Annotated in this window: 16 protein-coding genes and 5 pseudogenes; 15 read left to right on the top strand and 6 right to left on the bottom strand. The window is 55.1% G+C overall.

Features of this window, described 5'->3' with window-relative positions; all coding sequences use genetic code 11:
- The first annotated feature begins 73 nt into the window (after positions 1 to 73).
- Genes AC6I8M_RS13440 through AC6I8M_RS13430 form a run of 3 tightly spaced genes read left to right on the top strand, consistent with a single transcriptional unit; the run spans position 74 to position 2,495 of the window.
- Positions 74 to 841 carry a BRO-N domain-containing protein gene (locus AC6I8M_RS13440; protein WP_498013423.1) on the top strand — a complete coding sequence of 256 codons (768 nt, stop codon included), beginning with the start codon at positions 74 to 76 and terminating at the stop codon, positions 839 to 841.
- A gap of 8 nt (positions 842 to 849) precedes the next feature.
- Positions 850 to 2,244: an SNF2-related protein gene (locus tag AC6I8M_RS13435; protein WP_498013422.1), complete on the top strand. Its 1,395-nt coding sequence runs from the start codon at positions 850 to 852 to the stop codon at positions 2,242 to 2,244.
- Positions 2,241 to 2,495, top strand: coding sequence for a pyocin activator PrtN family protein (locus AC6I8M_RS13430; RefSeq protein ID WP_498013421.1), 255 nt, complete (start codon positions 2,241 to 2,243; stop codon positions 2,493 to 2,495). Before AC6I8M_RS13435 ends, AC6I8M_RS13430 begins: the two co-directional genes overlap by 4 nt.
- On the opposite strand, the gene AC6I8M_RS13425 is transcribed toward AC6I8M_RS13430, so the two are convergent.
- Positions 2,490 to 3,578, bottom strand: a complete 1,089-nt coding sequence (locus tag AC6I8M_RS13425; protein WP_498013420.1) for a tyrosine-type recombinase/integrase — start codon at positions 3,576 to 3,578, stop codon at positions 2,490 to 2,492. The two genes, AC6I8M_RS13430 and AC6I8M_RS13425, sit on opposite strands and share 6 nt — an antisense overlap.
- Positions 3,579 to 3,667: 89 nt before the next feature.
- Between AC6I8M_RS13425 and dusA the strand changes: the two genes are divergently transcribed.
- The gene (gene dusA, locus AC6I8M_RS13420) at positions 3,668 to 4,717 is read left to right on the top strand and encodes a tRNA dihydrouridine(20/20a) synthase DusA (protein WP_498013419.1); all 1,050 of its coding nucleotides are present in this window, start codon (positions 3,668 to 3,670) and stop codon (positions 4,715 to 4,717) included.
- Positions 4,718 to 4,925: 208 nt separating this feature from the next.
- A pseudogene (gene pspG, locus AC6I8M_RS13415) lies at positions 4,926 to 5,192 on the top strand (envelope stress response protein PspG).
- A 192-nt stretch (positions 5,193 to 5,384) separates the two neighbouring features.
- Here the strand turns inward: pspG and AC6I8M_RS13410 are convergent.
- A pseudogene (locus tag AC6I8M_RS13410) lies at positions 5,385 to 6,368 on the bottom strand (quinone oxidoreductase).
- A 73-nt stretch (positions 6,369 to 6,441) separates the two neighbouring features.
- Between AC6I8M_RS13410 and dnaB the strand changes: the two are divergent.
- The 7 genes and pseudogenes from dnaB (at position 6,442) to AC6I8M_RS13375 (ending at position 13,239) form a co-directional block, all read left to right on the top strand.
- A complete protein-coding gene (gene dnaB, locus AC6I8M_RS13405) occupies positions 6,442 to 7,848 on the top strand; it encodes a replicative DNA helicase (protein ID WP_010616606.1) in 1,407 nt (468 codons plus the stop codon).
- 128 nt (positions 7,849 to 7,976) lie between these two features.
- Positions 7,977 to 8,468 carry an Lrp/AsnC family transcriptional regulator gene (locus AC6I8M_RS13400; protein WP_022547070.1) on the top strand — a complete coding sequence of 164 codons (492 nt, stop codon included), beginning with the start codon at positions 7,977 to 7,979 and terminating at the stop codon, positions 8,466 to 8,468.
- 228 nt (positions 8,469 to 8,696) lie between these two features.
- The gene (locus AC6I8M_RS13395) at positions 8,697 to 9,311 is read left to right on the top strand and encodes a YitT family protein (RefSeq protein WP_010616604.1); all 615 of its coding nucleotides are present in this window, start codon (positions 8,697 to 8,699) and stop codon (positions 9,309 to 9,311) included.
- Positions 9,312 to 9,356: 45 nt separating this feature from the next.
- Positions 9,357 to 10,550 carry an amino acid aminotransferase gene (locus AC6I8M_RS13390; RefSeq protein WP_010616603.1) on the top strand — a complete coding sequence of 398 codons (1,194 nt, stop codon included), beginning with the start codon at positions 9,357 to 9,359 and terminating at the stop codon, positions 10,548 to 10,550.
- Between the two features lie 275 nt (positions 10,551 to 10,825).
- Positions 10,826 to 12,355, top strand: coding sequence for a catalase (locus AC6I8M_RS13385; RefSeq protein ID WP_498013418.1), 1,530 nt, complete (start codon positions 10,826 to 10,828; stop codon positions 12,353 to 12,355).
- 106 nt (positions 12,356 to 12,461) lie between these two features.
- Positions 12,462 to 12,878 carry a secondary thiamine-phosphate synthase enzyme YjbQ gene (locus AC6I8M_RS13380; protein WP_010616601.1) on the top strand — a complete coding sequence of 139 codons (417 nt, stop codon included), beginning with the start codon at positions 12,462 to 12,464 and terminating at the stop codon, positions 12,876 to 12,878.
- Between the two features lie 3 nt (positions 12,879 to 12,881).
- Positions 12,882 to 13,239, top strand: a pseudogene (locus AC6I8M_RS13375) (MmcQ/YjbR family DNA-binding protein).
- On the opposite strand, the pseudogene AC6I8M_RS13370 reads toward AC6I8M_RS13375, so the two are convergent.
- Together AC6I8M_RS13370 and uvrA are read right to left on the bottom strand one after the other, a co-directional pair.
- Positions 13,240 to 14,291: pseudogene (locus AC6I8M_RS13370) on the bottom strand (NAD(P)-dependent alcohol dehydrogenase).
- Positions 14,292 to 14,566: 275 nt separating this feature from the next.
- The gene (gene uvrA / locus AC6I8M_RS13365) at positions 14,567 to 17,395 is read right to left on the bottom strand and encodes an excinuclease ABC subunit UvrA (RefSeq protein WP_010616598.1); all 2,829 of its coding nucleotides are present in this window, start codon (positions 17,393 to 17,395) and stop codon (positions 14,567 to 14,569) included.
- Positions 17,396 to 17,617: 222 nt separating this feature from the next.
- Between uvrA and ssb1 the strand changes: the two genes are divergently transcribed.
- Positions 17,618 to 18,133 carry a single-stranded DNA-binding protein SSB1 gene (gene ssb1, locus AC6I8M_RS13360; RefSeq protein WP_010616597.1) on the top strand — a complete coding sequence of 172 codons (516 nt, stop codon included), beginning with the start codon at positions 17,618 to 17,620 and terminating at the stop codon, positions 18,131 to 18,133.
- Between the two features lie 105 nt (positions 18,134 to 18,238).
- On the opposite strand, the gene AC6I8M_RS13355 is transcribed toward ssb1, so the two are convergent.
- A complete protein-coding gene (locus AC6I8M_RS13355) occupies positions 18,239 to 18,766 on the bottom strand; it encodes an isochorismatase family protein (RefSeq protein WP_010616596.1) in 528 nt (175 codons plus the stop codon).
- Positions 18,767 to 18,891: 125 nt separating this feature from the next.
- Here AC6I8M_RS13355 and AC6I8M_RS13350 point away from each other — a divergent pair.
- Positions 18,892 to 19,704 (top strand): annotated as a pseudogene (locus AC6I8M_RS13350) (AraC family ligand binding domain-containing protein).
- A gap of 72 nt (positions 19,705 to 19,776) precedes the next feature.
- On the top strand, positions 19,777 to 20,730 hold the full coding sequence (locus tag AC6I8M_RS13345; protein ID WP_022547074.1) for a DMT family transporter: 954 nt from the start codon (positions 19,777 to 19,779) through the stop codon (positions 20,728 to 20,730).
- 908 nt (positions 20,731 to 21,638) lie between these two features.
- On the opposite strand, the gene AC6I8M_RS13340 is transcribed toward AC6I8M_RS13345, so the two are convergent.
- A complete protein-coding gene (locus tag AC6I8M_RS13340) occupies positions 21,639 to 22,034 on the bottom strand; it encodes a transposase (RefSeq protein WP_498013417.1) in 396 nt (131 codons plus the stop codon).
- Between the last annotated feature and the right edge of the window lie 245 nt (positions 22,035 to 22,279).

The raw sequence follows: 22,279 nt of genomic DNA, 5'->3' as shown, positions 1-22,279 counted from the left end.
TGAACGCCAATCTGCAAAATTTTACCCGTTAGCCCTCTGATAACCACATCCGTTTCATTATGGAGGAATTGCCATGACCAAAATTACCAAAACACAACTCATGCTTTTTAAGTCTGCTGATTCAGATATCGAGCTACAGGGTACTCTTTATCAAGGTAAGCCAGTGTTCTTCGCTGTCGAACTGGCGAAGGCTCTTGGCTATAAAAACCCACATGAGGCATTACAAGATAACTGCAAATCATTGATTAAACTTAATTCTAGCCAGGCGCTAGAATTGAATTTAGGCTTTTATCCGAAAGGAATTATTCTTGCGCCAGAGTCTGACCTGTACCGCCTGATACTGAAAAGCAAGCTCCCCTCAGCCGAACGCGTGCAGGACTGGGTATGCGAAGAAGTTTTGCCAGCATTGCGCCAGCAGGGCAGCTATCAGTTACCCGCCAATTCTCCCGTACCTCAGTCATTTGCCGAGGCGCTGAGGTTAGCCGCTGATATTGCCGAACAACGCGATGAAGCTATCCGCACCAAAGCGCAGATAAGTCAGAAACGCGAAGCCACTGCCTGCCAGCGTAATGCTGTTTACCAGCGCATCGCCAATAAGGCGATAAAAGAACGCGATGAAATGGCCGCGCTTTTAGGTGCCAGCAAGGAATATGCGTCAGTACGGTCAGTGTGGCGCGCCACCGGCACCTGGTACAACTATCGCTCCCTGGTTAAATGGCAGGACGAACATGACGCGATGGAATCCTACTACTGGGATGAGTCCACGGATGCACGAATTTTATGCTACCCCCGTGAAGCATGGCTGGAAGTCTACGGCGTGGATATAGCGAAATTATTCTGAGGCTGAAAATGGCGAAGCCATATACCCCAATGCCCTATCAGGAATTAATAACCAATTTTCTCATTGATAATCCACGCTGCAACATCTGGGCGGGAATGGGTATGGGAAAAACGGTTGCCACATTGACCACGCTGGAAGATCTCTTTATGTGCGGTGCCGAAACACAACCTGTGCTGGTTCTCGCCCCCCTGCGTGTGGCGCGGTCAACGTGGCCGGGTGAAGTCGATAAATGGAATCATCTTCGCAATATTGAGATGCAGCCGATTGTCGGCACCGTCAAGGAACGGCTGGCTGCGCTGCAAAACACCCATGCCAGCGTGTACACCACCAACTATGACAACCTGGTCTGGCTGGTTGAAACGCTGGGTGACCGCTGGCCATTCGGTACCGTAGTGGCAGACGAGAGCACCCGGTTAAAGTCATTCCGTTTACGGCAAGGCGGCAAACGTGCAGCGGCGCTGGCGAAAGTCGCGCATAAACACGTACACCGCTGGATAAACCTCACCGGTACACCTGCACCGAATGGCCTGATCGACCTGTGGGGCCAGGCATGGTTTGTTGATCAGGGCCAGCGTCTGGGTCGTACATTCGGCGCATTCACTTCCCGCTGGTTCAACAACATTCAGTTTCCCGGCCAGCAGTGGTCAAAGCTGGAACCCTTTCCCCATTCGCAGGATGAGATACAGGCAGCGCTACGTGATGTAACTATCTCGCTGGATGCCGCTGACTGGTTCGATATTGAGGAACCGATCCACAACGTGATCCGCGTGGAGATGCCGCCCAAGGCACGCCAGCAGTATCAGGAAATGGAAAAGCAGATGTTTCTGGCACTGGATGGCGACAGTATCGAGGCACCGAACGCCGCCGCTAAAACGGTGAAGTGTTTGCAAATTGCCAGCGGTGCTGTCTATACCGACGACAAAGGTACCTGGTCAGAAATCCACGACGCAAAATTACAGGCGCTGGAAAGCGTAATTGCCGAATCTGGCGGTATGCCGGTGCTGGTTGCCTACCACTTTAAAAGTGACTTAGCCCGTTTACTGAAAGCCTTTCCAAAGGGGAAACAGCTTGATTCCGATCCGCAGACGCTGCGCGACTGGAACGCGGGAAAAATTCCGGTGTTGTTTGCCCACCCGGCCAGCGCAGGCCACGGCCTCAACTTACAGGATGGCGGTAACATACTGGTGTTTTTCTCTCACTGGTGGGATCTGGAACAGTACCAGCAAATTATCGAACGTATAGGGCCAACGCGCCAGATACAGGCGGGGCATAACCGTCCGGTCTGGATACACCACATTATTGCCGCCGATACCGCAGACGAACTGGTCATGCAGCGGCGCGATTCAAAACGCAACGTGCAGGATATCCTGCTGGAAGCCATGAAGAAAAGAGGTTTGAAATGAATACTATGTTTTTGCTGATGGCTGAATTCAACACTGCAACCATTCCACTTTCTGATATCTCTGAGCGTTTTTTGGGGATGAAACCAGCGACAGCCGAAAGTAAAGCAGGGGCCGGTAAACTTCCGATTCCTACGTTTCGCATCGGGGACACTCAAAAGGCTCCGCGCATGGTGCATGTTAAAGACTTGGCCGATTTTATTGACCAGCGCCGTATCGCGGCGGCAAAAGAATTAAAACATTGTTCATCATGAACGTTGTTTTGATAGCTCATCAAAGCGCTGATGCAGGCTATTGGGGTACAGCTCCCTGTAGACCTGCCACAGCACATTCAAAGAACGGTGCCCAGTTACCTGAGCAACCTCCTCTATACTAAACCCTGCCTCAAAAAGCCGACTAGCCCCTTCCCGCCTCAGGTCGTGGTAGCGAAGGTCTTCGATCCCCAAAGCAGAACGCACCCGCTGAAACCCCGCAGTGACAGATTTCGCATTGTAGGGAAAAATCAGTTCTGATTTCTTCGGTTGTCGCTGAACGATCCCCCAGGCATTTCCCAATAACGGAACCATCATGTGATTACCGTCTTTCTTGCGCGGGTCTTTCCTATCACGGACTAGAACCGCCTTTTGTTTCTCATCAATATCATCCCACCGAATACGGCATACCTCGCCAATTCGCATACACGATAATATAGAAAAATTGAGTATATCTATGAACGGAATCGCCGCAGATCGGTGATCTTGGCGTGCCCGTAGTCCTTCCTCAAGTCGTGCCAATTCATCACCAACAGGACGACGACTTCGCCGCTGCGATTTACCAACCACTCCCATATTAACCAGCAGCGCACGTGCTTCAGCGACTGGATTCTCAGCGTATTCGATACTAAAAATAGGTTTGGCAGAAGCCAGAACGGATGATAGATAGCTCAAATCATGAGAAACCGTTGCAGGTCCAGCCCCTGCGCCAGCACGCAAGCGCCCATGCTCAACCACATCATTTACGGACAGGTCTGCCAGTTTTATCTCTGCAATATCACAGTCCACCAGCATGTTGAGAACATAGCGCTTTGTTCGTCCAGCTTTACCGCCTAAGTCCGGATCATTGATGTACTTCATCAGTAGTTGCCGTACGCTTATTTGGCTTGCATCTGAGTCGGACGGGACACCACGTTCTTCAAGTTCAGCTACGCGACGCGTACCCCATGTTTTCGCCAACGCTAATTTTCCAAACGTTTTACTTTCGCGGTAAAGGTGTTTACCCTGCTCCTTCACGCCCACTATGCAGCGGTATCTGACTGACCCATCTGCGCGAGGGCGTTTAGCAATCGTAAAGTAGGCCATTTCGTTATTTTCTCCGCATATCAGGACACCAAAACATGGCGTCCCTAATGGTGTCCTGTGAATGCAAAAATATAACGAAACCGATAGAAATGCACGAGAATATGACAGAAGTAAAAACATCTATAAACAGCGCAGTACCTGATAAAGCCAGCAATTACAACCTCAATCGCTTCTCCATCGCCCCAATGCTGGACTGGACCGACCGTCACTGTCGCTATTTTCACCGTCAGCTGGGCGGCGACACGCTGCTGTACACCGAAATGGTGACCACCGGCGCTATCATCCACGGCAAAGGCGACTATCTGGCCTATAGCGAGGCGGAGCATCCGCTGGCGCTGCAGCTGGGCGGTAGCGATCCGGCCGCGCTGGCAACCTGTGCAAAGCTGGCAGAAGCGCGCGGATACGATGAGATCAACCTGAACGTCGGTTGCCCGTCCGATCGCGTACAGAACGGCCGTTTTGGCGCGTGCCTGATGGGGGAGGCGGCGCTGGTCGCGGACTGTATCAAAGCGATGCGCGATGTGGTCAGCATTCCGGTCACGGTGAAAACCCGCATCGGTATTGACGATCAGGACAGTTATGCCTTCCTGTGCGATTTTGTCGGCACCGTGGCGCAGCAGGGCGGTTGTGATACGTTCATTATTCATGCGCGTAAAGCGTGGCTGTCGGGCCTCAGCCCGAAAGAGAACAGTGAAATTCCACCGCTCGACTATCCGCGTGTTTACCAGCTGAAGCGGGATTTCCCGGCGCTGACCGTCGCGATCAACGGCGGCATCAAGACGCTTGATGAGGCCAAAGCGCATCTGCAACACCTTGATGGCGTGATGATGGGACGCGAAGCCTATCAAAATCCCGGCATTCTGGCGCAGGTTGATCGCCAGCTGTTTGGCCGCGAGACACCGGTGGCCGATCCGGTCGCCGTGGTGCGTTCCATGTACCCTTACATCGAAGTCGAACTGGCACAGGGCACTTATCTGGGACACATTACGCGCCACATGCTGGGCCTGTTCCAGGGCATTCCCGGCGCGCGCCAGTGGCGCCGTCATCTGAGCGAAAATGCCCACAAACCGGGTGCCGACGTCCGCGTGCTGGAAGCGGCGCTGGCGCTGGTGGCTGACCGCACCGTGCAGGAAGCCTGAGCCCGCGGGCCGGCACGGTCAGGCTGGCTGGACGGTTTAAACCGCACGGTTTCATCGTGCGGTTTTTAATTCACCACCAGTTAGTCAATTTCACCAAATCAACTTCCCCTCTGTCCTGCATCAAAGGGATAATTCAATGGCTTAGCGATCGGCACGACCTGGCACGTATCTTGTAATACCTTCTGCATTACTGATACAGGAGGCGCTCGTGGAAATATTATTCGTTATCGGCTTTTTTATGATGCTGCTGCTAACTGGCGTATCGCTGCTGGGCGTGATCGCTGCGCTGGTGGTGGCCACCGTGGTGATGTTCCTGGACGGGCTGTTTGCGCTTGTTATAAAATTGTTGCCGTGGCTGGTGCTGGCGGTGGTCGCCGTGTGGCTGTATCGCGCGTTTACCACTCCGTAGGGAGAGGTGAAACTGAACCGGCTGAAAAGAAAAATCAGCGACTTAGAGAAGAGAAGCTGGCGCTAAATGCGGTTACGATCACAGAGTTGGTGATTGCTTAGTACGAATTCGCAATTAAACATATTTTTTACTTATGTTTTCTGTCAGGATAGGTAAAGAAATTCAGACGAATTCATCGCCGCTGTCCCTACACCAGCGCGAACTATAAAAAAAGAAAGAAAAGGGCTTCCTTCGGGAAGCCCTTCATCATTTCTGGTATCAGGCAATCAATAGGCTGGAACCCTGAGCGGCACGACTCTCCAGCACCTGATGCGCACGCACCGCATCGCTCAGGGCAAATTTCTGCTGCTCCGGCACGTTAAGCTGAATAGCGCGGCTGGCGATAAGCGAAAACAGTTCGCCGCTGGCGCGATCAAGTTCTTCACGGTTGGTGATATAGCCAAACAGGGAAGGGCGGGTGACGAACAGCCAGCCTTTCTTGTTGAGAATGCCGAGGTCAACGCCGGTCACCGGGCCGGATGCATTACCAAAGCTCACCATCAGGCCGTGGCGGCGCAGGCTGTCGAGGGACGGTTCCCAAGTATCTTTGCCCAGTGAGTCGTACACTACCGCCACTTTTTCACCGTTGGTCAGTTCGCTGACGCGCTGGGCGATATCCTCTTCGCGATAATTGATGGTGGCCTAGGCACCGGCATCTTTGGCGATCTGCGCTTTCTCCGCAGAACCGACGGTGCCAATCAAATGCGCGCCAAGCGCTTTCGCCCACTGGCAGGCAATCAGGCCCACGCCGCCCGCGGCGGCATGAAACAGGAAAATTTCATCGGCTTTTACTTTGTACGTCTGACGCAGCAGATACTGCACCGTCAGGCCCTTGAGGAAGGAGGCCGCTGCCTGCTCAAAGCTGATGCTGTCCGGCAGAATTACCAGCCGATCTTCCGCTACATTGTGCAGCTCACTGTAGGCACCCAGCGCGGCCTGGCAATACACCAGGCGATCGCCCGGCTTGAAACGCGAAGCCGCGCTGCCCACTGTTTTCACGATGCCTGCCGCTTCAGTGCCCAGGCCGGACGGCAGCGAGGAGACCGGATACAATCCGCTGCGCACATAGGTATCGATATAGTTAATACCAATCGCCTTGTTCTCCACCTGAACTTCATGGTCGGCGGGATCGGCTAGCGTGTAATCGACCCATTGCAACACTTCCGGGCCGCCGTGCTGGTTGAACTGAATTCGCTTTGCCATTCTGACTCCTGTGATTGTTCATCCTGGGACGGTATACTTGCGCGTCCCTTTCACGATCGGTAATGCATTCACTATGGCAGGAAATAAACCCACCAACAAATCGAACGAACCCCGCGATCGGCTGCTCGAAGGCGTGAAAATGCCGCCGCACTCTCTCGAAGCGGAGCAGTCGGTGCTCGGTGGGTTGATGCTGGATAACGAACGCTGGGATAACGTCTCCGAGCGCGTGGTAGCGGCAGACTTCTTCAACCGTTCGCACCGCATGATTTTTTCCGAAATGCAGCGCCTGCTGGAAGCCGGTCAGCCTATTGATCTGATCACCCTGTCAGAGTCGCTGGAAACGCGCGGTGAGCTGGAGATGGCGGGCGGCTTTGCCTATCTGGCCGAGCTGGCAAAAAATACCCCAAGTGCGGCAAACCTCGGTGCTTATGCCGACATCGTGCGTGAACGTGCGGTGGTGCGTCAGATGATTTCGGTGGCCAATCAGATCGCTGACGCCGGTTACGATCCGCAGGGCCGCAGCAGCGAAGAGCTGCTGGATTTTGCCGAATTTAATGTCTTTAAAATTGCCGAACAGCGCGCCAATAAGGATGAAGGCCCGCAAAATATCGAGCAGATCCTCGAAGCGACCGTATCGCGCATTGAAGCGCTGGTGTCAACGCCGCACGATGGCGTGACTGGCGTCGATACTGGCTATCAGGATCTCAACAAGAAAACCGCCGGTCTGCAGGGCTCAGATCTGATCATTGTCGCGGCGCGTCCGTCGATGGGTAAAACCACTTTCGCCATGAATCTGTGCGAAAACGCCGCCATGCTGACAGACAAACCGGTGCTGATTTTCAGTCTGGAGATGCCCAGCGAACAGCTGATGATGCGTATGCTGGCCTCGCTGTCGCGCGTTGATCAGACGCGTATCCGTACCGGTCAGCTGGAGGATGAAGACTGGGCGCGCATCTCGGCCACCATGGGCATCCTGTTAGAAAAGAAGAACATGTTCATTGATGACTCGTCCGGCCTGACGCCGACCGAAGTGCGTTCACGCGCGCGCCGCGTGTTCCGTGAAAACGGCGGCCTGAGCATGATCATGATCGACTACCTGCAGCTGATGCGCGTACCGGCGCTCTCTGACAACCGTACGCTGGAGATCGCCGAGATCTCACGCTCGCTTAAAGCGCTGGCGAAAGAGCTCAATGTACCGGTGGTGGCGCTGTCGCAGCTTAACCGCTCGCTGGAGCAGCGCGCCGATAAGCGTCCGGTTAACTCGGATCTGCGTGAATCGGGGTCGATCGAGCAGGATGCTGACCTGATCATGTTCATCTATCGTGACGAGGTGTATCACGAAAACAGCGATCTGAAAGGCATCGCCGAGATCATCATCGGTAAACAGCGTAACGGCCCGATCGGCACAGTACGTCTGACGTTCAACGGCCAGTGGTCACGCTTTGATAACTACGCCGGACCGCAATACGACGACGAATAATCGCGCTTCCGCAGCTGCATGCACGATTTGTGCATGCATTTCACGTCATCAGAAAATAGTGTTGGACAACCTCGTCAATTATCAGGTTATCTGTAGCAAAGCGAATCCTATAACGCTGTGGACACAGAATGACTCAGGTAGACGATTACCACCTTAAGATATTGACACTACTACAATCTAACGGCCGCCTTACCAACCAGGAACTCAGTGATTTAGTCGGACTTTCGGCGTCGCAATGTTCACGCCGGCGCATTAATCTCGAACAGGCAAATCTTATCCTCGGCTATCACGCGCGGCTCTCGCCGGATGCGGTAGGGCTGGGCATGGTCGGCTTGATCGAGGTGCGGCTTAAAAATCACACGCCCGATTACGAAGAGAGTTTTCACCGCATGGTGGAGCAGGAAGCGGCGATCGTTGACGCGTTCAAAACCACCGGTGACGCCGACTATCTGTTAAAAGTCGCGGTGGCCGATTTAGCGGCTCTGAGCGCGCTGATCAGTCAGCTCGTCGCTGGCCATCAAAGCGTGGCCCACGTGAAAACTTCGGTGGTACTCAACCGTTTAAAAGAGAACGGCTTGATGATGATCCCCGAGCACAAAGTGCGCCAAAAGAGTGCGTAATGTGCCAGTATGGTGCAACCTTCTGCCATTATTTGCGTAAAACGCGCACCAGAAACCGAATTTGTGCATGAATCGATTATTTTACGGTAGATTGATGCACATAAACCTGCAATAAAGCGCCTTAGTTATCAATTGGATAATCGCTGGCACCTATCGGCGGCGACAGGAAGCCGCCGATGTGGTGCGTTTTTTGCAACTGAACGCCATCATTTGCAAAGAGATCGCGCCATGGATAACGCTGTACAACCTTCCCGCATTCCCCACACCCGTGTAGAAGATGCGCTGGCTATCGTGCTTGGTACGCTGATGATGTCGTTTGGCGTCATTTTGCTGAAACAGGCGGGCGCGCTGACCGGCGGTACGGCGGGCGTGGCTTTTCTCATCAGCTATCTGTCACCGCTCTCGTTCGGCAGCGCCTTCTTTCTGATTAACCTGCCGTTTTACTGGCTGGCCATTCGTCGCATGGGCTGGGAATTTACCCTGAAAACCTTCTGTGCGGTGGGGCTGGTATCGCTGTTCACTCATCTTCATCCGCTGTTTATCCATTTTTCTGCGCTAAATCCGTTTTATGCGACATTGTTCGGTAACGTGGTGATGGGGATTGGGTTTATAGTGTTGTTTCGTCACAAAGCCAGCCTCGGTGGTATCAATATTCTGGCGCTCTGGCTGCAGGATCGCTCTGGTCTGCGCGCCGGCAAACTGCAAATGGCGCTGGATACCTGCGTGGTACTGGCCTCGCTGTTGGTGGTATCGCTGCCGATGCTGCTGGCCTCCATCGCCGGCGCGGTGATGCTCAATCTCATCATCGCCATGAATCACCGTCCCGGCCGCTATTTTGTTTGATGACGTCGACCCACACATTTATGAATAATCATGGATATCTGCACCGTGTTTCAAAACGTTGATGCCTATGCTGGCGATCCGATTCTGTCGCTGATGGAAACCTTCAAACAGGACCCGCGTGACCACAAGGTGAATCTGAGCATCGGCCTCTATTACAACGAAGCCGGCATCATTCCTCAGCTGCAGGCCGTGGCCGCCGCGGAAGAGCGTTTGCAGGCGCAGCCACATCAGGCTTCGCTCTATCTGCCAATGGAAGGGCTGGGTCCGTATCGTAACGCCATTACGCCGCTGCTGTTTGGTAAAGAGCACCCGATGCTGCAGGCGGGACGCATTGCTTCCATCCAGACGCTGGGCGGCTCCGGCGCGCTGAAAGTGGGCGCAGATTTCCTGAAGCGTTACTTCCCGGACGCCAGCGTATGGGTAAGCGATCCGACATGGGAAAACCATGTGGCGATCTTTAACGGTGCCGGTTTTAACGTTAACACCTACCCGTGGTACGACGACGCCACCAACGGCGTGAAGTTCGACGCCTTCATCGCCAAACTGAAAACGCTGCCGAAGCAATCCATCGTGTTGCTGCATCCGTGCTGCCACAACCCGACCGGTGCGGATCTGACTAACGCGCAGTGGGATCAAACCGTTGAGGTCCTGAAAGCGCAGGAGCTGATTCCGTTCCTCGATATTGCCTACCAGGGCTTTGGTGCCGGCATGGAAGAGGACGCTTACGCGATTCGCGTGATTGCCGCGGCGGGCCTGCCGGCGCTGGTAAGCAACTCCTTCTCGAAAATCTTCTCGCTGTACGGTGAGCGCGTTGGCGGCCTGTCGATCGTCTGCGACAGCGCAGAAGAGTCAGCACGCGTGCTGGGTCAGCTGAAAGCGACCGTACGTCGCAACTACTCCAGCCCGCCGAACTTCGGTGCTCAGGTGGTTTCCTGCGTGCTGAACGACGAAGCGCTGCTGAACAACTGGCTGGCGGAAGTGGAAGCGATGCGCCTGCGCATCATCGAAATGCGCCAGGTGCTGGTCAATGTACTGAACAGTAAACTGCCCGGCAAAAACTTTGATTATCTGCTGAAGCAGCGTGGCATGTTCAGCTATACTGGCCTGAGCGCGCAGCAGGTGGACCGCCTGCGCGAAGAGTTCGGCGTGTACCTGATCGCCAGCGGCCGCATGTGTGTCGCCGGTCTCAACAGTCGCAACGTCAATCAGGTAGCTGAGGCGTTTGCTGCCATAATGTAACCGACGCAGTGCCTGTCAGCCGCGCTGCTGGCAGGCACCCGTTTCAGTCATCCACGGATTGGCTGTTCCCGCTGTACTTCCACCCGCACCCTGCTTTTTCACGCTTTTCCTAGCCGGCCATGCTGGCTGGCGGCCGCATTCCTGCTGGGTATAACACCTTAGCCCCGGGTAATCGGGACGGGTCTTATGTGTTCCTGTTAGTGAGGGCGCTATTTTTTGCCGGCGCGCTTTGGCGCACTGCCAGAGCGCTCGCCAATCACAATAAGGAACCGCCCATGAGCTATTTCCTTTCCGCACTGAAACCCCTCTGCATTGCCATGACGCTGGCGCTCGCACTGCCTGCTGCGGCCGTTGAGCTGACGCGTGATAATGGCGCGCCGGTCGGTGATAACCAGAATTCACAAACTGCCGGTGCTAATGGCCCGGTGCTGTTACAGGACGTGCAGCTGATTCAAAAGCTGCAGCGCTTTGATCGTGAACGTATTCCGGAGCGTGTCGTACACGCGCGCGGCACCGGTGCGCATGGTGAATTTCGCGCCAGCAAAGATATCAGCGATCTGACTATCGCTGAGGTGTTTAAACCGGGAACGGTGACGCCGGTCTTTGTGCGCTTCTCCAACGTGGTGCACAGCAAGCATTCGCCGGAAACGCTGCGCGATCCGCGTGGTTTTGCCACCAAATTCTATACCAGCCAGGGCAACTGGGACTTGGTTGGCAACAATCTGCCGGTGTTCTTCATCCGCGATGCGATCAAGTTCCCTGATATGGTGCACGCGTTTAAACCGGATCCGCGCACTAACCTCGATAACGATGCGCGCACCTTCGACTTCTTCTCCCACGTACCGGAAGCCACGCACGCGCTCACCATGCTGTTCTCCAACATGGGCACGCCGGCGACCTATCGCGAAATGGACGGTAACAGCGTGCACGCCTACAAGTTTGTGAACAGCAAAGGCGAAGTGCACTACGTGAAGTTTTACTGGAAAACGTTGCAGGGCGAACGCAACCTCGATCCTGCTGAATCGGCAGCGATCCAGGGCCGCAGCTACAGCCACATGACAGAAGATCTGGTGGCGGTGATTAACCGCAAAGCGTTTCCGAAGTGGGATCTCTACATTCAGACCATTAAAGCCAGCGAAGTGGATAAGTTCGATTTCAATCCGCTCGACTCCACCAAAATCTGGCCGAATGTGCCCGAGGTGAAAATCGGGCAGATGGTGCTGAATCGCAACGTCGACAACTTCTTCCAGCAAACCGAGCAGGTGGCGATGGCACCGTCCAATCTGGTGCCGGGCATTGAGTCGTCTGAAGATCGCCTGCTGCAGGGCCGCCTGTTCTCCTATGCTGATACCCAGCTGTACCGCGTGGGCGCTAACGGCCTCAGCCTGCCGGTGAACGCGCCGCGCGTACCGGTCAGCAACGGCAATCAGGATGGCCTGATGGACAGCGGTAACGCCGATAACAAGGGCGTTAATTACCAGCCAAGCCGCATCTATCCGCGTGAAGAGCTGCAAAGCGCGCGTTACAGCCATACGCCGCTTAGCGGCAGTACGCAGCAGGCGATGATCGCCAAACCGCAGAATTTCTGCCAGGCAGGGGAACTGTATCGTTCCTTTAACGCGAAAGAGCGTGGCGATCTGATCACCTCGCTCGGCGGCGCGCTAAAAGCGCCGACGCGCAAAGCCGGCTGGCGATGCTCTCCTTTTTTATATAAGGCCGATAGCGAGTACGGCACGCGTCTGGCGGCGGTAACGCAGGATGATATCACCACGGTAAAAGCGCTGGCTGACAAGCTGAGCGACTGATACGCCGGCGGCAGAGCAAGCGCTCTGCCGCTTTTTCCCGCTGAAGGGTTTACCTTTCGCCGACATGCTGCACACTTAAGTAAACGGTTTAACCTAGGAATGTGGCATGTGGCAGCAACAAACTCTCACGCTGAGCGCGAAGGCGCGCGGCTTTCATCTGATCACCGACGAGATTGTCGGCCAGCTTAATGGCTTAACGGATCTGCGTATCGGCCAGCTGCATCTGCTGTTGCAGCACACCTCAGCGTCGCTAACGCTCAATGAAAATTGCGATCCTACGGTGCGCAGCGACATGGAGCAGCACTTTCTGAAGCACGTTCCAGAGGATGCGCCCTACCAGCACGACTATGAAGGCGCTGACAACATGCCCGCGCACATCAAATCGTCACTGCTTGGCGTATCGCTGCTGATCCCGGTCAGCCGCGGCAGACTCCTACTCGGCACTTGGCAGGGTATCTGGCTGGGCGAACATCGGGTACACGGCGGCGCGCGGCGCATCGTCGCCACCTTACAAGGGGAATAAAACATGAACACGTCGGATTTACTGACCTACTGCATGAGCAAACCGGGCGCTTCACAAAGTTATAAAGATGAGTGGGACGCAACCCAGGTGAAAAGCGATGGCGTGCTGTTTGCCATGGTGCATGACGTTGAAGGGCGACCGGCGTTGTCGCTGAAGACCTCGCCCGCGCTGGCGGAGTTGTTGCGCGATGAACACCACGATGTGTTTCTCAGTGAACATCTCAATAAGTCGCACTGGAGCCACGCTGTGGCTGGATGGATCGCTAAAAGATTCGCAGATTTACTATCTGGTTAATGCATCGTGGCAACAGGCTGACGCCACGCGCGCGGCGGGCGTCAGCCATGATGATGAGACGCGCTGATTAAGCCGCAGACTCTTCACGCAGGGTGTTGATATCAATCACGAAGCGATACTTCACGTCGTTTTTCAGCATGCGCTCGTAGGCGTCGTTGATTTGGTTCATGGCGATCAGCTCGATATCCGAAGTGATACCGTGCTTGCCGCAGAAATCCAGCATCTTCTGGGTTTCGGCGATACCGCCAATCAGTGAACCGGCAATGCTGCGACGCTTGAGGATCAGGTTAAACACCTGTGGCGCCGGGTGATCGTGCTCCGGAGCGCCGACCAGCGTCATGTTGCCGTCGCGCTTCAGCAGGGCGATAAACGGGTTAAGATCGTGCTGCGCGGCGACGGTATTTAAGATGAAGCCGAAGTTGTTGGTATGTTGTGCCATCTGGTCAGCATCTTTCGAAATCACCACTTCGTCAGCACCGAGGCGTTTGCCATCTTCAATTTTTGACGGTGAAGTGGTGAACAGCACCACGTGCGCTCCCATAGCATGCGCGATCTTCACGCCCATATGGCCGAGGCCGCCCAGACCAACGATACCGACTTTTTTGCCGGGACCGACATTCCAGTGACGCAGCGGTGAATAGGTGGTGATACCGGCGCACAGCAGAGGCGCAACGCCTGCCAGTTCGAGGTTTTCCGGTACGCGCAGCACAAAGCTTTCATCAACCACCATGCTGGTGGAGTAGCCGCCGTAGGTGATGGCGCCGGTTTCACGATCCTGGCCGTTGTAAGTGCCAACAAAGCCGTTTTCATAGTACTGCTCGAGTCCTTCCTGACAGCTTGGGCAGCTGCGGCAGGAGTCGACTATACAGCCGACGCCGACTAAATCGCCCACTTTATATTTGTGCGTGTGCGCGCCAACGGCGGTGACGCGACCAACAATTTCATGACCTAGCACCACCGGGTATACGGTGGTGCGCCATTCGTTGCGCGCCTGGTGCAGGTCCGACAGTACAACACTTCAATCTGCACATCATGAGCGCGCAGTTCGCGCGGCTTACAATCGAACGGGGCGAGTTTGGCTTTCGCGTCCTGTGCGGCATAGGCATGCGTAATATTCATGGTGTCTCCAGTCAGATGTGTCGTGGGTATTTTTTGCGAGGGGTCCGTTCAGTGATGACACTGAAGGACAGAGGCGCGTCAGCGGCGCCAAAAGGAACGCAGTAAGAATAGTCAGCGGGACGCGATGCGTATATGCCTGAAGTTGTCTGTTTCTTGCCTGTTTCTGCATTTGCTAAGGCATTCAGACAATTGCACCGGCTTGCGAGCAACCGGAGCGGTGAGCCGTGGAGAAATCAGAAAAAACGCGGCGCAACAGCGGGTGCGCCGCGTTAAACCTACTTTTTCAGCATCGGCTTGAGGAAGCGTGCAGTATGCGATTTTTCGCACTGTGCAACGGTTTCCGGCGTGCCGGCCACCAGGATTTCACCACCGCCGCTGCCGCCTTCCGGACCGAGATCCACAATCCAGTCTGCGGTTTTGATCACGTCGAGGTTGTGCTCAATCACCACAATAGTATTGCCCTGATCGCGCAGCTGATGCAGCACTTCCAGCAGCTGCTGGATGTCGGCAAAATGCAGGCCGGTGGTCGGTTCATCGAGAATGTACAGCGTCTGACCGGTACCGCGCTTCGACAGCTCACGCGCCAGTTTAACCCGCTGCGCTTCACCGCCGGACAGCGTGGTTGCCGACTGGCCAAGACGAATGTACGACAGGCCGACATCAATCAGCGTCTGCAGCTTACGCGCCAGCGCAGGTACCGCATCAAAGAACTCATGCGCCTCTTCGATGGTCATCTCCAGCACTTCGTGAATGCTCTTGCCTTTGTATTTAATCTCCAGCGTTTCGCGGTTATAGCGTTTGCCTTTGCACTGATCGCACGGCACATAAATGTCCGGCAGGAAGTGCATTTCGACCTTAATCACGCCGTCGCCCTGACAGGCTTCACAGCGCCCGCCGCGCACGTTAAAGCTGAAGCGGCCCGGATTGTAGCCGCGCGAACGCGCTTCCGGCACGCCGGCAAATAGTTCACGCACCGGCGTAAAAATACCGGTGTAGGTGGCCGGGTTTGAGCGCGGCGTCCGGCCGATCGGGCTCTGATCGATGTCGATCACTTTATCGAAATGCTCCAGCCCGGCGATCTCGCGATACGGCGCAGCTTCACCGCTGGTGGCACCATTCAGCTGGCGCTGCGCAATCGGGAACAGCGTATCGTTAATCAGCGTTGATTTGCCGGAACCGGACACGCCGGTGATACAGGTAAACAGCCCAACCGGAACCGTCAGCGTGACATCCTTCAGGTTGTTACCGCGCACGCCGCTCAGTTTCAGTACTTTGGACGGATCGCCTTTCACCCGCTCTGCCGGCACCGCGATTTCACGCTTGCCGCTGAGGAACTGACCGGTGAGAGAATCTTCGTGCGCCACGATGGCATGCACATCGCCCTCGGCTACCACCTGGCCGCCGTGCACGCCAGCGCCCGGACCGATATCGATAATATGGTCAGCGGCGCGAATCGCGTCTTCATCGTGCTCAACCACGATCACGGTATTACCGAGATCGCGCAGGTGAATCAGCGTCGACAGCAGGCGCTCGTTGTCGCGCTGATGCAGACCGATGGACGGTTCATCCAGTACGTACATGACGCCAACCAGACCGGCACCAATCTGGCTCGCCAGACGAATACGCTGTGCTTCACCGCCGGACAGCGTTTCCGCTGAACGCGACATCGACAGATAATTCAGGCCGACGTTAACCAGGAAGCTCAGGCGGTCGCCAATTTCCTTCAGCACTTTCTCGGCGATTTTGGCGCGCTGGCCGCTCAGCTTCAGATTGCGGAAGAAGTCCATGGCGTGGCCGATGCTCATATCCGAGATGGTCGGCAGGTTGGTGTCTTCCACAAACACATGGCGCGCTTCACGACGCAGGCGCGTACCTTCACAGCTGGCGCAGGCGCGGTTGCTGATAAATTTCGCCAGCTCTTCGCGTACCGCGTTGGATTCCGTCTCTTTGTAGCGGCGCTCCATGTTATGCAGCACGCCTTCGAACGGATGACGACGCACCGAGGTATCGCCACGATCGTTGATATATTTGAACTCAATGTTCTCTTTGCCGGAGCCGTACAGAATTACCTCGCGCGCTTTGTCGCTCAGGCTATTGAACGGGGCTTCGACATCGAAATCCAGATGTTCCGCCAGTGAGCGCAGCATCTGGAAATAGTAGAAGTTACGGCGATCCCAGCCGCGAATGGCGCCACCGGCCAGCGACAGCTCCGGATTTTGTACCACGCGATCGGGATCGAAATATTGCTGAACGCCGAGGCCGTCACAGGTCGGGCAGGCACCGGCCGGGTTGTTGAACGAGAACAGACGCGGCTCCAGCTCACGCATGCTGTAACCGCACACCGGGCAGGCAAAGTTGGCCGAAAACAGCATCTCTTCGGTATCGGGATCGTCCATATCCGCGACGATCGCCGTGCCGCCACTCAGTTCCAGCATCGTTTCAAAGGATTCGGCCAGACGCGTCGCCAGATCGTCACGCACGCGGAAACGATCGATCACCACTTCAATGGTGTGTTTCTTCTGCAGCTCCAGCTTCGGCGGATCCGACAGATCGCACACTTCGCCATCGATACGTGCGCGGATGTAGCCCTGCGCCGCCAGATTTTCCAGCGTTTTGGTGTGCTCGCCTTTGCGATCTTTTACCACCGGCGCCAGCAGCATCAGGCGCCGACCCTCTTCCTGCGCTAGGACCTGATCGACCATCTGGCTGACGGTTTGCGCCGCCAGCGTGACGTTATGATCCGGACAGCGCGGCTCACCCACGCGGGCAAACAGCAGACGCAGGTAGTCATGAATTTCAGTGATGGTGCCGACGGTCGAGCGCGGGTTGTGCGACGTCGATTTCTGCTCAATGGAAATGGCAGGCGACAGCCCCTCGATGTGGTCTACGTCCGGTTTCTCCATTAAGGAAAGAAACTGGCGCGCATAGGCAGAAAGCGATTCAACATAGCGGCGCTGGCCTTCGGCATACAGCGTATCAAACGCCAGCGAAGACTTACCGGAACCCGACAGACCGGTCACTACAATGAGCTTGTCGCGTGGGATAATCAGGTTGATATTCTTCAAATTATGGGTGCGAGCACCGCGCACTTCAATCTTATCCATTCACCTTTCCCGGATTAGGCAACGCTCGCCATGCCTTGCCAGCACGACCAGCAGAAACGCATCATTATGGCACAAAAAATAAACTGAATAAATATCCAGTGTTTGTTGCTATCCTGTCACGGTCGAAAAACTGGAATCCCGCTTGAAAGTGGGAAGCGTCATTGTGACGTGATACAATTTTTCGCTTAGACTTTTAGCATCAACTCATCGGGAGACAGAAACATGGCCAGTCGTGGCGTAAACAAAGTGATTCTTATCGGGAATCTGGGTCAGGATCCGGAAGTGCGCTACATGCCGAATGGTGGCGCGGTAGCCAACATTACGCTGGCCACGTCAGAGAGCTGGCGCGACAAGCAAACCGGTGAAAACAAAGAGATCACCGAGTGGCACCGCGTCGTGCTGTTCGGCAAGCTGGCTGAAGTCGCCGGCGAATATTTGCGTAAAGGTTTGCAGGTCTACATTGAAGGCCAGCTGCGCACCCGTAAATGGCAGGACCAGAGCGGCCAAGACAAATATACCACCGAAGTGGTGGTTAACGTGGGCGGCACCATGCAGATGCTGGGTGGCCGTCAGCAGGGCGGCCAGGGCGGCGGCAACAATAACGGCTGGGGCCAGCCGCAGCAGCCGCAGGGTGGGAGTAACCAGTTCAGCGGCGGCGCGCAGCAGCGTCCACAGCAGCAGAACGCACCGGCGAACAACGAACCACCAATGGATTTCGACGACGATATCCCGTTCTGATTGGCGTACCGATCAACTCTCTATCCAGCCCTCGCCTGTGCGAGGGCTCCATTTCAAAAGCTATTGTCCAACAAAACTTTCTCTCTGCACGTTCATACAACGACGTTAATGCGCGCGCCACTCCCGCAGTAATTCTTCCGTGGTTTTAACCCGCACCGGATTGCCCGGCATGATCAAATCCGCCCATACTTCGTTGTGCTGATTAATAAGCTGCTGCGCCGACACATAAGTGCGATCGGCGGTGGTGTGGGCGTCGGCCGCCACGGTGATGTGATAGCCAAGGCTGGCCCCGACTTTGATGGTGGTATCGACACAATAATCGGTGGTGCAGCCGCAAATGACGAAGCTTTCAATCTGATGCTGTTCAAGCTGCGCCGCGAGCCCGGTTTGCCAGAAGCTGTCGCAGGCGGTTTTGGTGATGTAAAGCGCGTCGGCGGGTTGTTCCAGTTCGGCGACCATTTGCCAGTCTGCGGAGTCGACGGCTAAATCCGGCCCACTATGCTGAATAAAAATGACCTGATCGGCGGCGGCCATCAGCTGATTAATGCGCGCGCAGCGTCCGGCGCGGTCGTAACGCGGCGTTGCCAGCACGCCATTTTGCATATCCACTACCATTACCACCCGTTGTGCCATTGTCGCCTCCTTTATAGGTCAGGCCCCAGTGTCGCGCTGAAGGGTAGGCGCGTAAAGCGATTGGGCTTTGCTTTTTTTGTGCGCGCCGCGCATGCTTACTGCCTGATAGCGTATGGAGGTGTGTGGTGACGGTGGTTCCCGAAGTCTTTCCCTGTGAGCAGGATCGTACGCAGTTTCAGCACTTTGCTGAGCTGCCGGGCATTGAGCTTTATCAGGCGCACATCTCCCGCTACGCTTTTGAGCCCCATATCCACGAAGCCTTCGGGATTGGCACTATCGAATCCGGCGCGCAGCGCTTTCGCTACCGCGGCACGAATTATGTCGCGCCGGTGCATTCGCTGGTGATGATTAATCCCGACGAACTGCACACCGGTGAATCGGCCTGCGCCGAAGGCTGGCGTTATCGCATGATCTATATCGATCCGGCGGAGATGGATCGGCTGACCGGCGATCGCAACTGGTGGTTCAGCGATGCGCTGCGCACCGATGCGCGCCTAGCGCAACCTTTCTCCCACGCGCTGGCACAGATGTGGCAGGCGCAAAGTGCGCTGGAGCGGCAGGGCGCGCTGCTGGATCTGCTGGAGTGGCTGCGTCCGCTGGCGTAGCAGGGCGTAGCGCGGCCGCGCGAAGGCGCCCACCGGTTTGATGTGGTAAAAGCCTGGCTGCGCGATAACCTGGCAGAGCCGGTGCGGCTGGTATCGCTGTCGCCGTGGCATTTTCTGCGCAGTTTCAAACAACACTTTCACGTCACTCCCCATCAAATGCTGATGGCCTTCCGCCTGTTCGAAGCCAAGCAGCGGCTGGCGCAGGGCGAGAGCGCCGCGAGCGTGGCGGCGGCGGTTGGCCTCACCGACCAGGCGCATCTGACGCGGGCGTTTGCCCATCGCTACGGTATCACGCCGGGACGCTATCAAAAGCAGGTGTTCAGCGGACGTTAACCGCAATCTGCTACAAGCCTTTCATCTTTTCCTGCGCCACACTGTGGCGGATTAAAGATAAAGGAAAGGTGTATGTTTGCAGGAATAGTGTTTGCCCTCGCGGCGGGGCTGATGTGGGGCATGATTTTTGTCGGGCCGCTGCTGATACCCGATTATCCGGGCATGTTGCAATCGGCGGGTCGCTATGTTGCCTTTGGCCTGGTGGTGCTGCCGCTGGCGTGGCTCAGCCGCCGTCGGCTAAAACAGCTGACGCGCCCGGACTGGACGGAGGCGGTGAAGCTGTCGCTGGTGGGCAATCTGCTCTATTACGCCTGCCTTGCCAGCGCGATTCAGCGCACCGGCGCACCGGTCTCCACCATGATCATCGGCACGCTGCCGGTGGTGATCACCGTCACCGCTAACCTCTGTTACGGCCATCTCGAAGGGCGCCTGCCATGGCGCCGGCTGATGCCCGCGCTGGTAATCATTGCTGCCGGTCTGGGCTGCGTCAACGCGGCGGAACTGCACGGGCAGGGGCCGGCATTTGATCTCTGGGACTACCTGAGTGGCCTGCTGCTGGCGGTGCTGGCAGTGGTGTGCTGGACATGGTATCCGCTGCGCAATGCGCGCTGGCTGCGCGAACATCCCCAGCATAAACCGTCGAGCTGGGCCACCGCGCAGGGGCTGGTGACATTGCCGCTGGCGCTGGTGTTTTATGGGCTGGTGAGCCTGCAGATTCACTGGCAGCAGCCCGATTTCGCTTTGCCGTTCGGCCCGCAGCCGGCGCGCTTTATCTGGCTGATGCTGGCGATTGGTTTGTTCTGCTCATGGCTGGCGGCACTGTGCTGGAATGCCGCCAGTCAGCGTTTGCCAACGGTGGTGATGGGGCCGCTCATCGTATTCGAAACGCTCTCTGGCCTGCTGTGGACCTTTATTTACCGCCAGAGCTGGCCACCGCTGCTCACCAGCATCGGTATCGGCTGTCTGATTGTTGGCGCGATCTATGCCATGCGCATTAAACCGCAGCGGCTGACCGCACTTCCTTAACCCAGCCTTGCTGCTGGGTCATCCACTCAGCAGCGTTTTCCCCTGATATTTTAGGTATTTGACCAGCCGACAATTCCGCCTCAGCGACCTGATACTGGCCGGAACGCGCACGCTATATAACCGACGAGCGGTACAGCCACCCGGTTTTCATTCTCTTCCGCTATAAAACTCATTGCCATCAGCACGGTAAAAGGTCGACTCTTGCTGCCTTTTAGCGTTCCGGATGGATGAAAAAAGCGCGTATCGGGCAACAATTCGCCGGTTTAGCGCGTAAAAAAGCCTTCGCTAGGCGGATTTTTACCCGGCTGTGGCACTGAAAATCCAGCGGGAGAAGCCACCTTAGCCTTAAGCGTTACCGTCATAGCTAAGAATGATTCCCAACAGGTGCCAGAAAAAAATATTAAAGATGACGATGGATTTAAGCGCAGTATTTACCGTGGATAACCGTTTTCGGCTTTATAGTTTGAATATCATAACGTTTTTGAACCGGAGTATTCCTGGTGTGGTTTAAGAGTTAGCCGACTAGCGCTGATCGCCAAAGAGATCATAAACGCAGCGGCCAGATCCAGTTTAAAACTGAGCCAATGTCTGAGCGGTTACACCGTGTTGTTCATTAACGCTTAACAGAATTGTCTGTGATCAGGTCTGATTATTAGTAATCGTGAAGTAATAGACTAAGCGCCAATCTCACCAAAATGAGATTGGGCTAAGTCTAAATGGCTTGAAACGCGAGGCTTTTGCTGGTGTGAATCAATTTTACCGCAAAAAAGGAAGTGATTCCGTGATGGCATTCATCAGGAAAAAGTGGTTCAAATTGTTATGTAGCGAATGCCGAATTTAATGATCTTCATCTCTTCTGGTAAGAACAAATCTCAGCATTAAGTCATATAACATCGGCCTCAATGGTATTAGCGATTATCGGAACCGGAAGGGTAATGATAAACGCTACGGCTAATATCCAGTAAACGACAGCTGCGACGGGTACCGATGTCGAAAGTGGTTTGCAGGAAGTTGACCGCCTGACGCTTTTCATTCGTAGTGAAGAAGTTTTTCAGCACGCTTTGCAGCATCTCCTTGTCGGAGCTCAGGGTCTGCAGCTCGCGCGTAAGGTTCTGCAGTTTATCCTCCAACTCCTTGATTTTTCGACCATCCTCTGAAGAAAGCCCGGAGAACTTCTTCTTCCAGCTGTAGAAGGTGGCCTCGGAAATGCCCAGCTCCTCACAAATATCCCTGACTTTCACTCCCGTTTCAGAAGCTTTAATGGCATTTGTGATTTGCTCTTCGCTATATCGTGACTTTCTCATAAATGCTCTTACCTTTCTTATCAATTAGTGGATGAGAATTACTGTATTAATATCTGGTACTGCAAAAACAGTATTAATGCAGTATTAAAGTGCGCGATTAGAATTGCGAGGGTTAAATTAAGTTATTTAGAATAAATATCATCATGGGATAAATCTTATTTTATTCTGAATGCCATTGAACGCCTTCCTGGTGCTGGGTTTTTGATATAGATTTATTCCATCCCAAATGCAGAAAAATACGACAA

This window comes from Type-A symbiont of Plautia stali (assembly GCF_059731155.1).
This window is presented reverse-complemented; position numbering and strand designations above follow the sequence as displayed.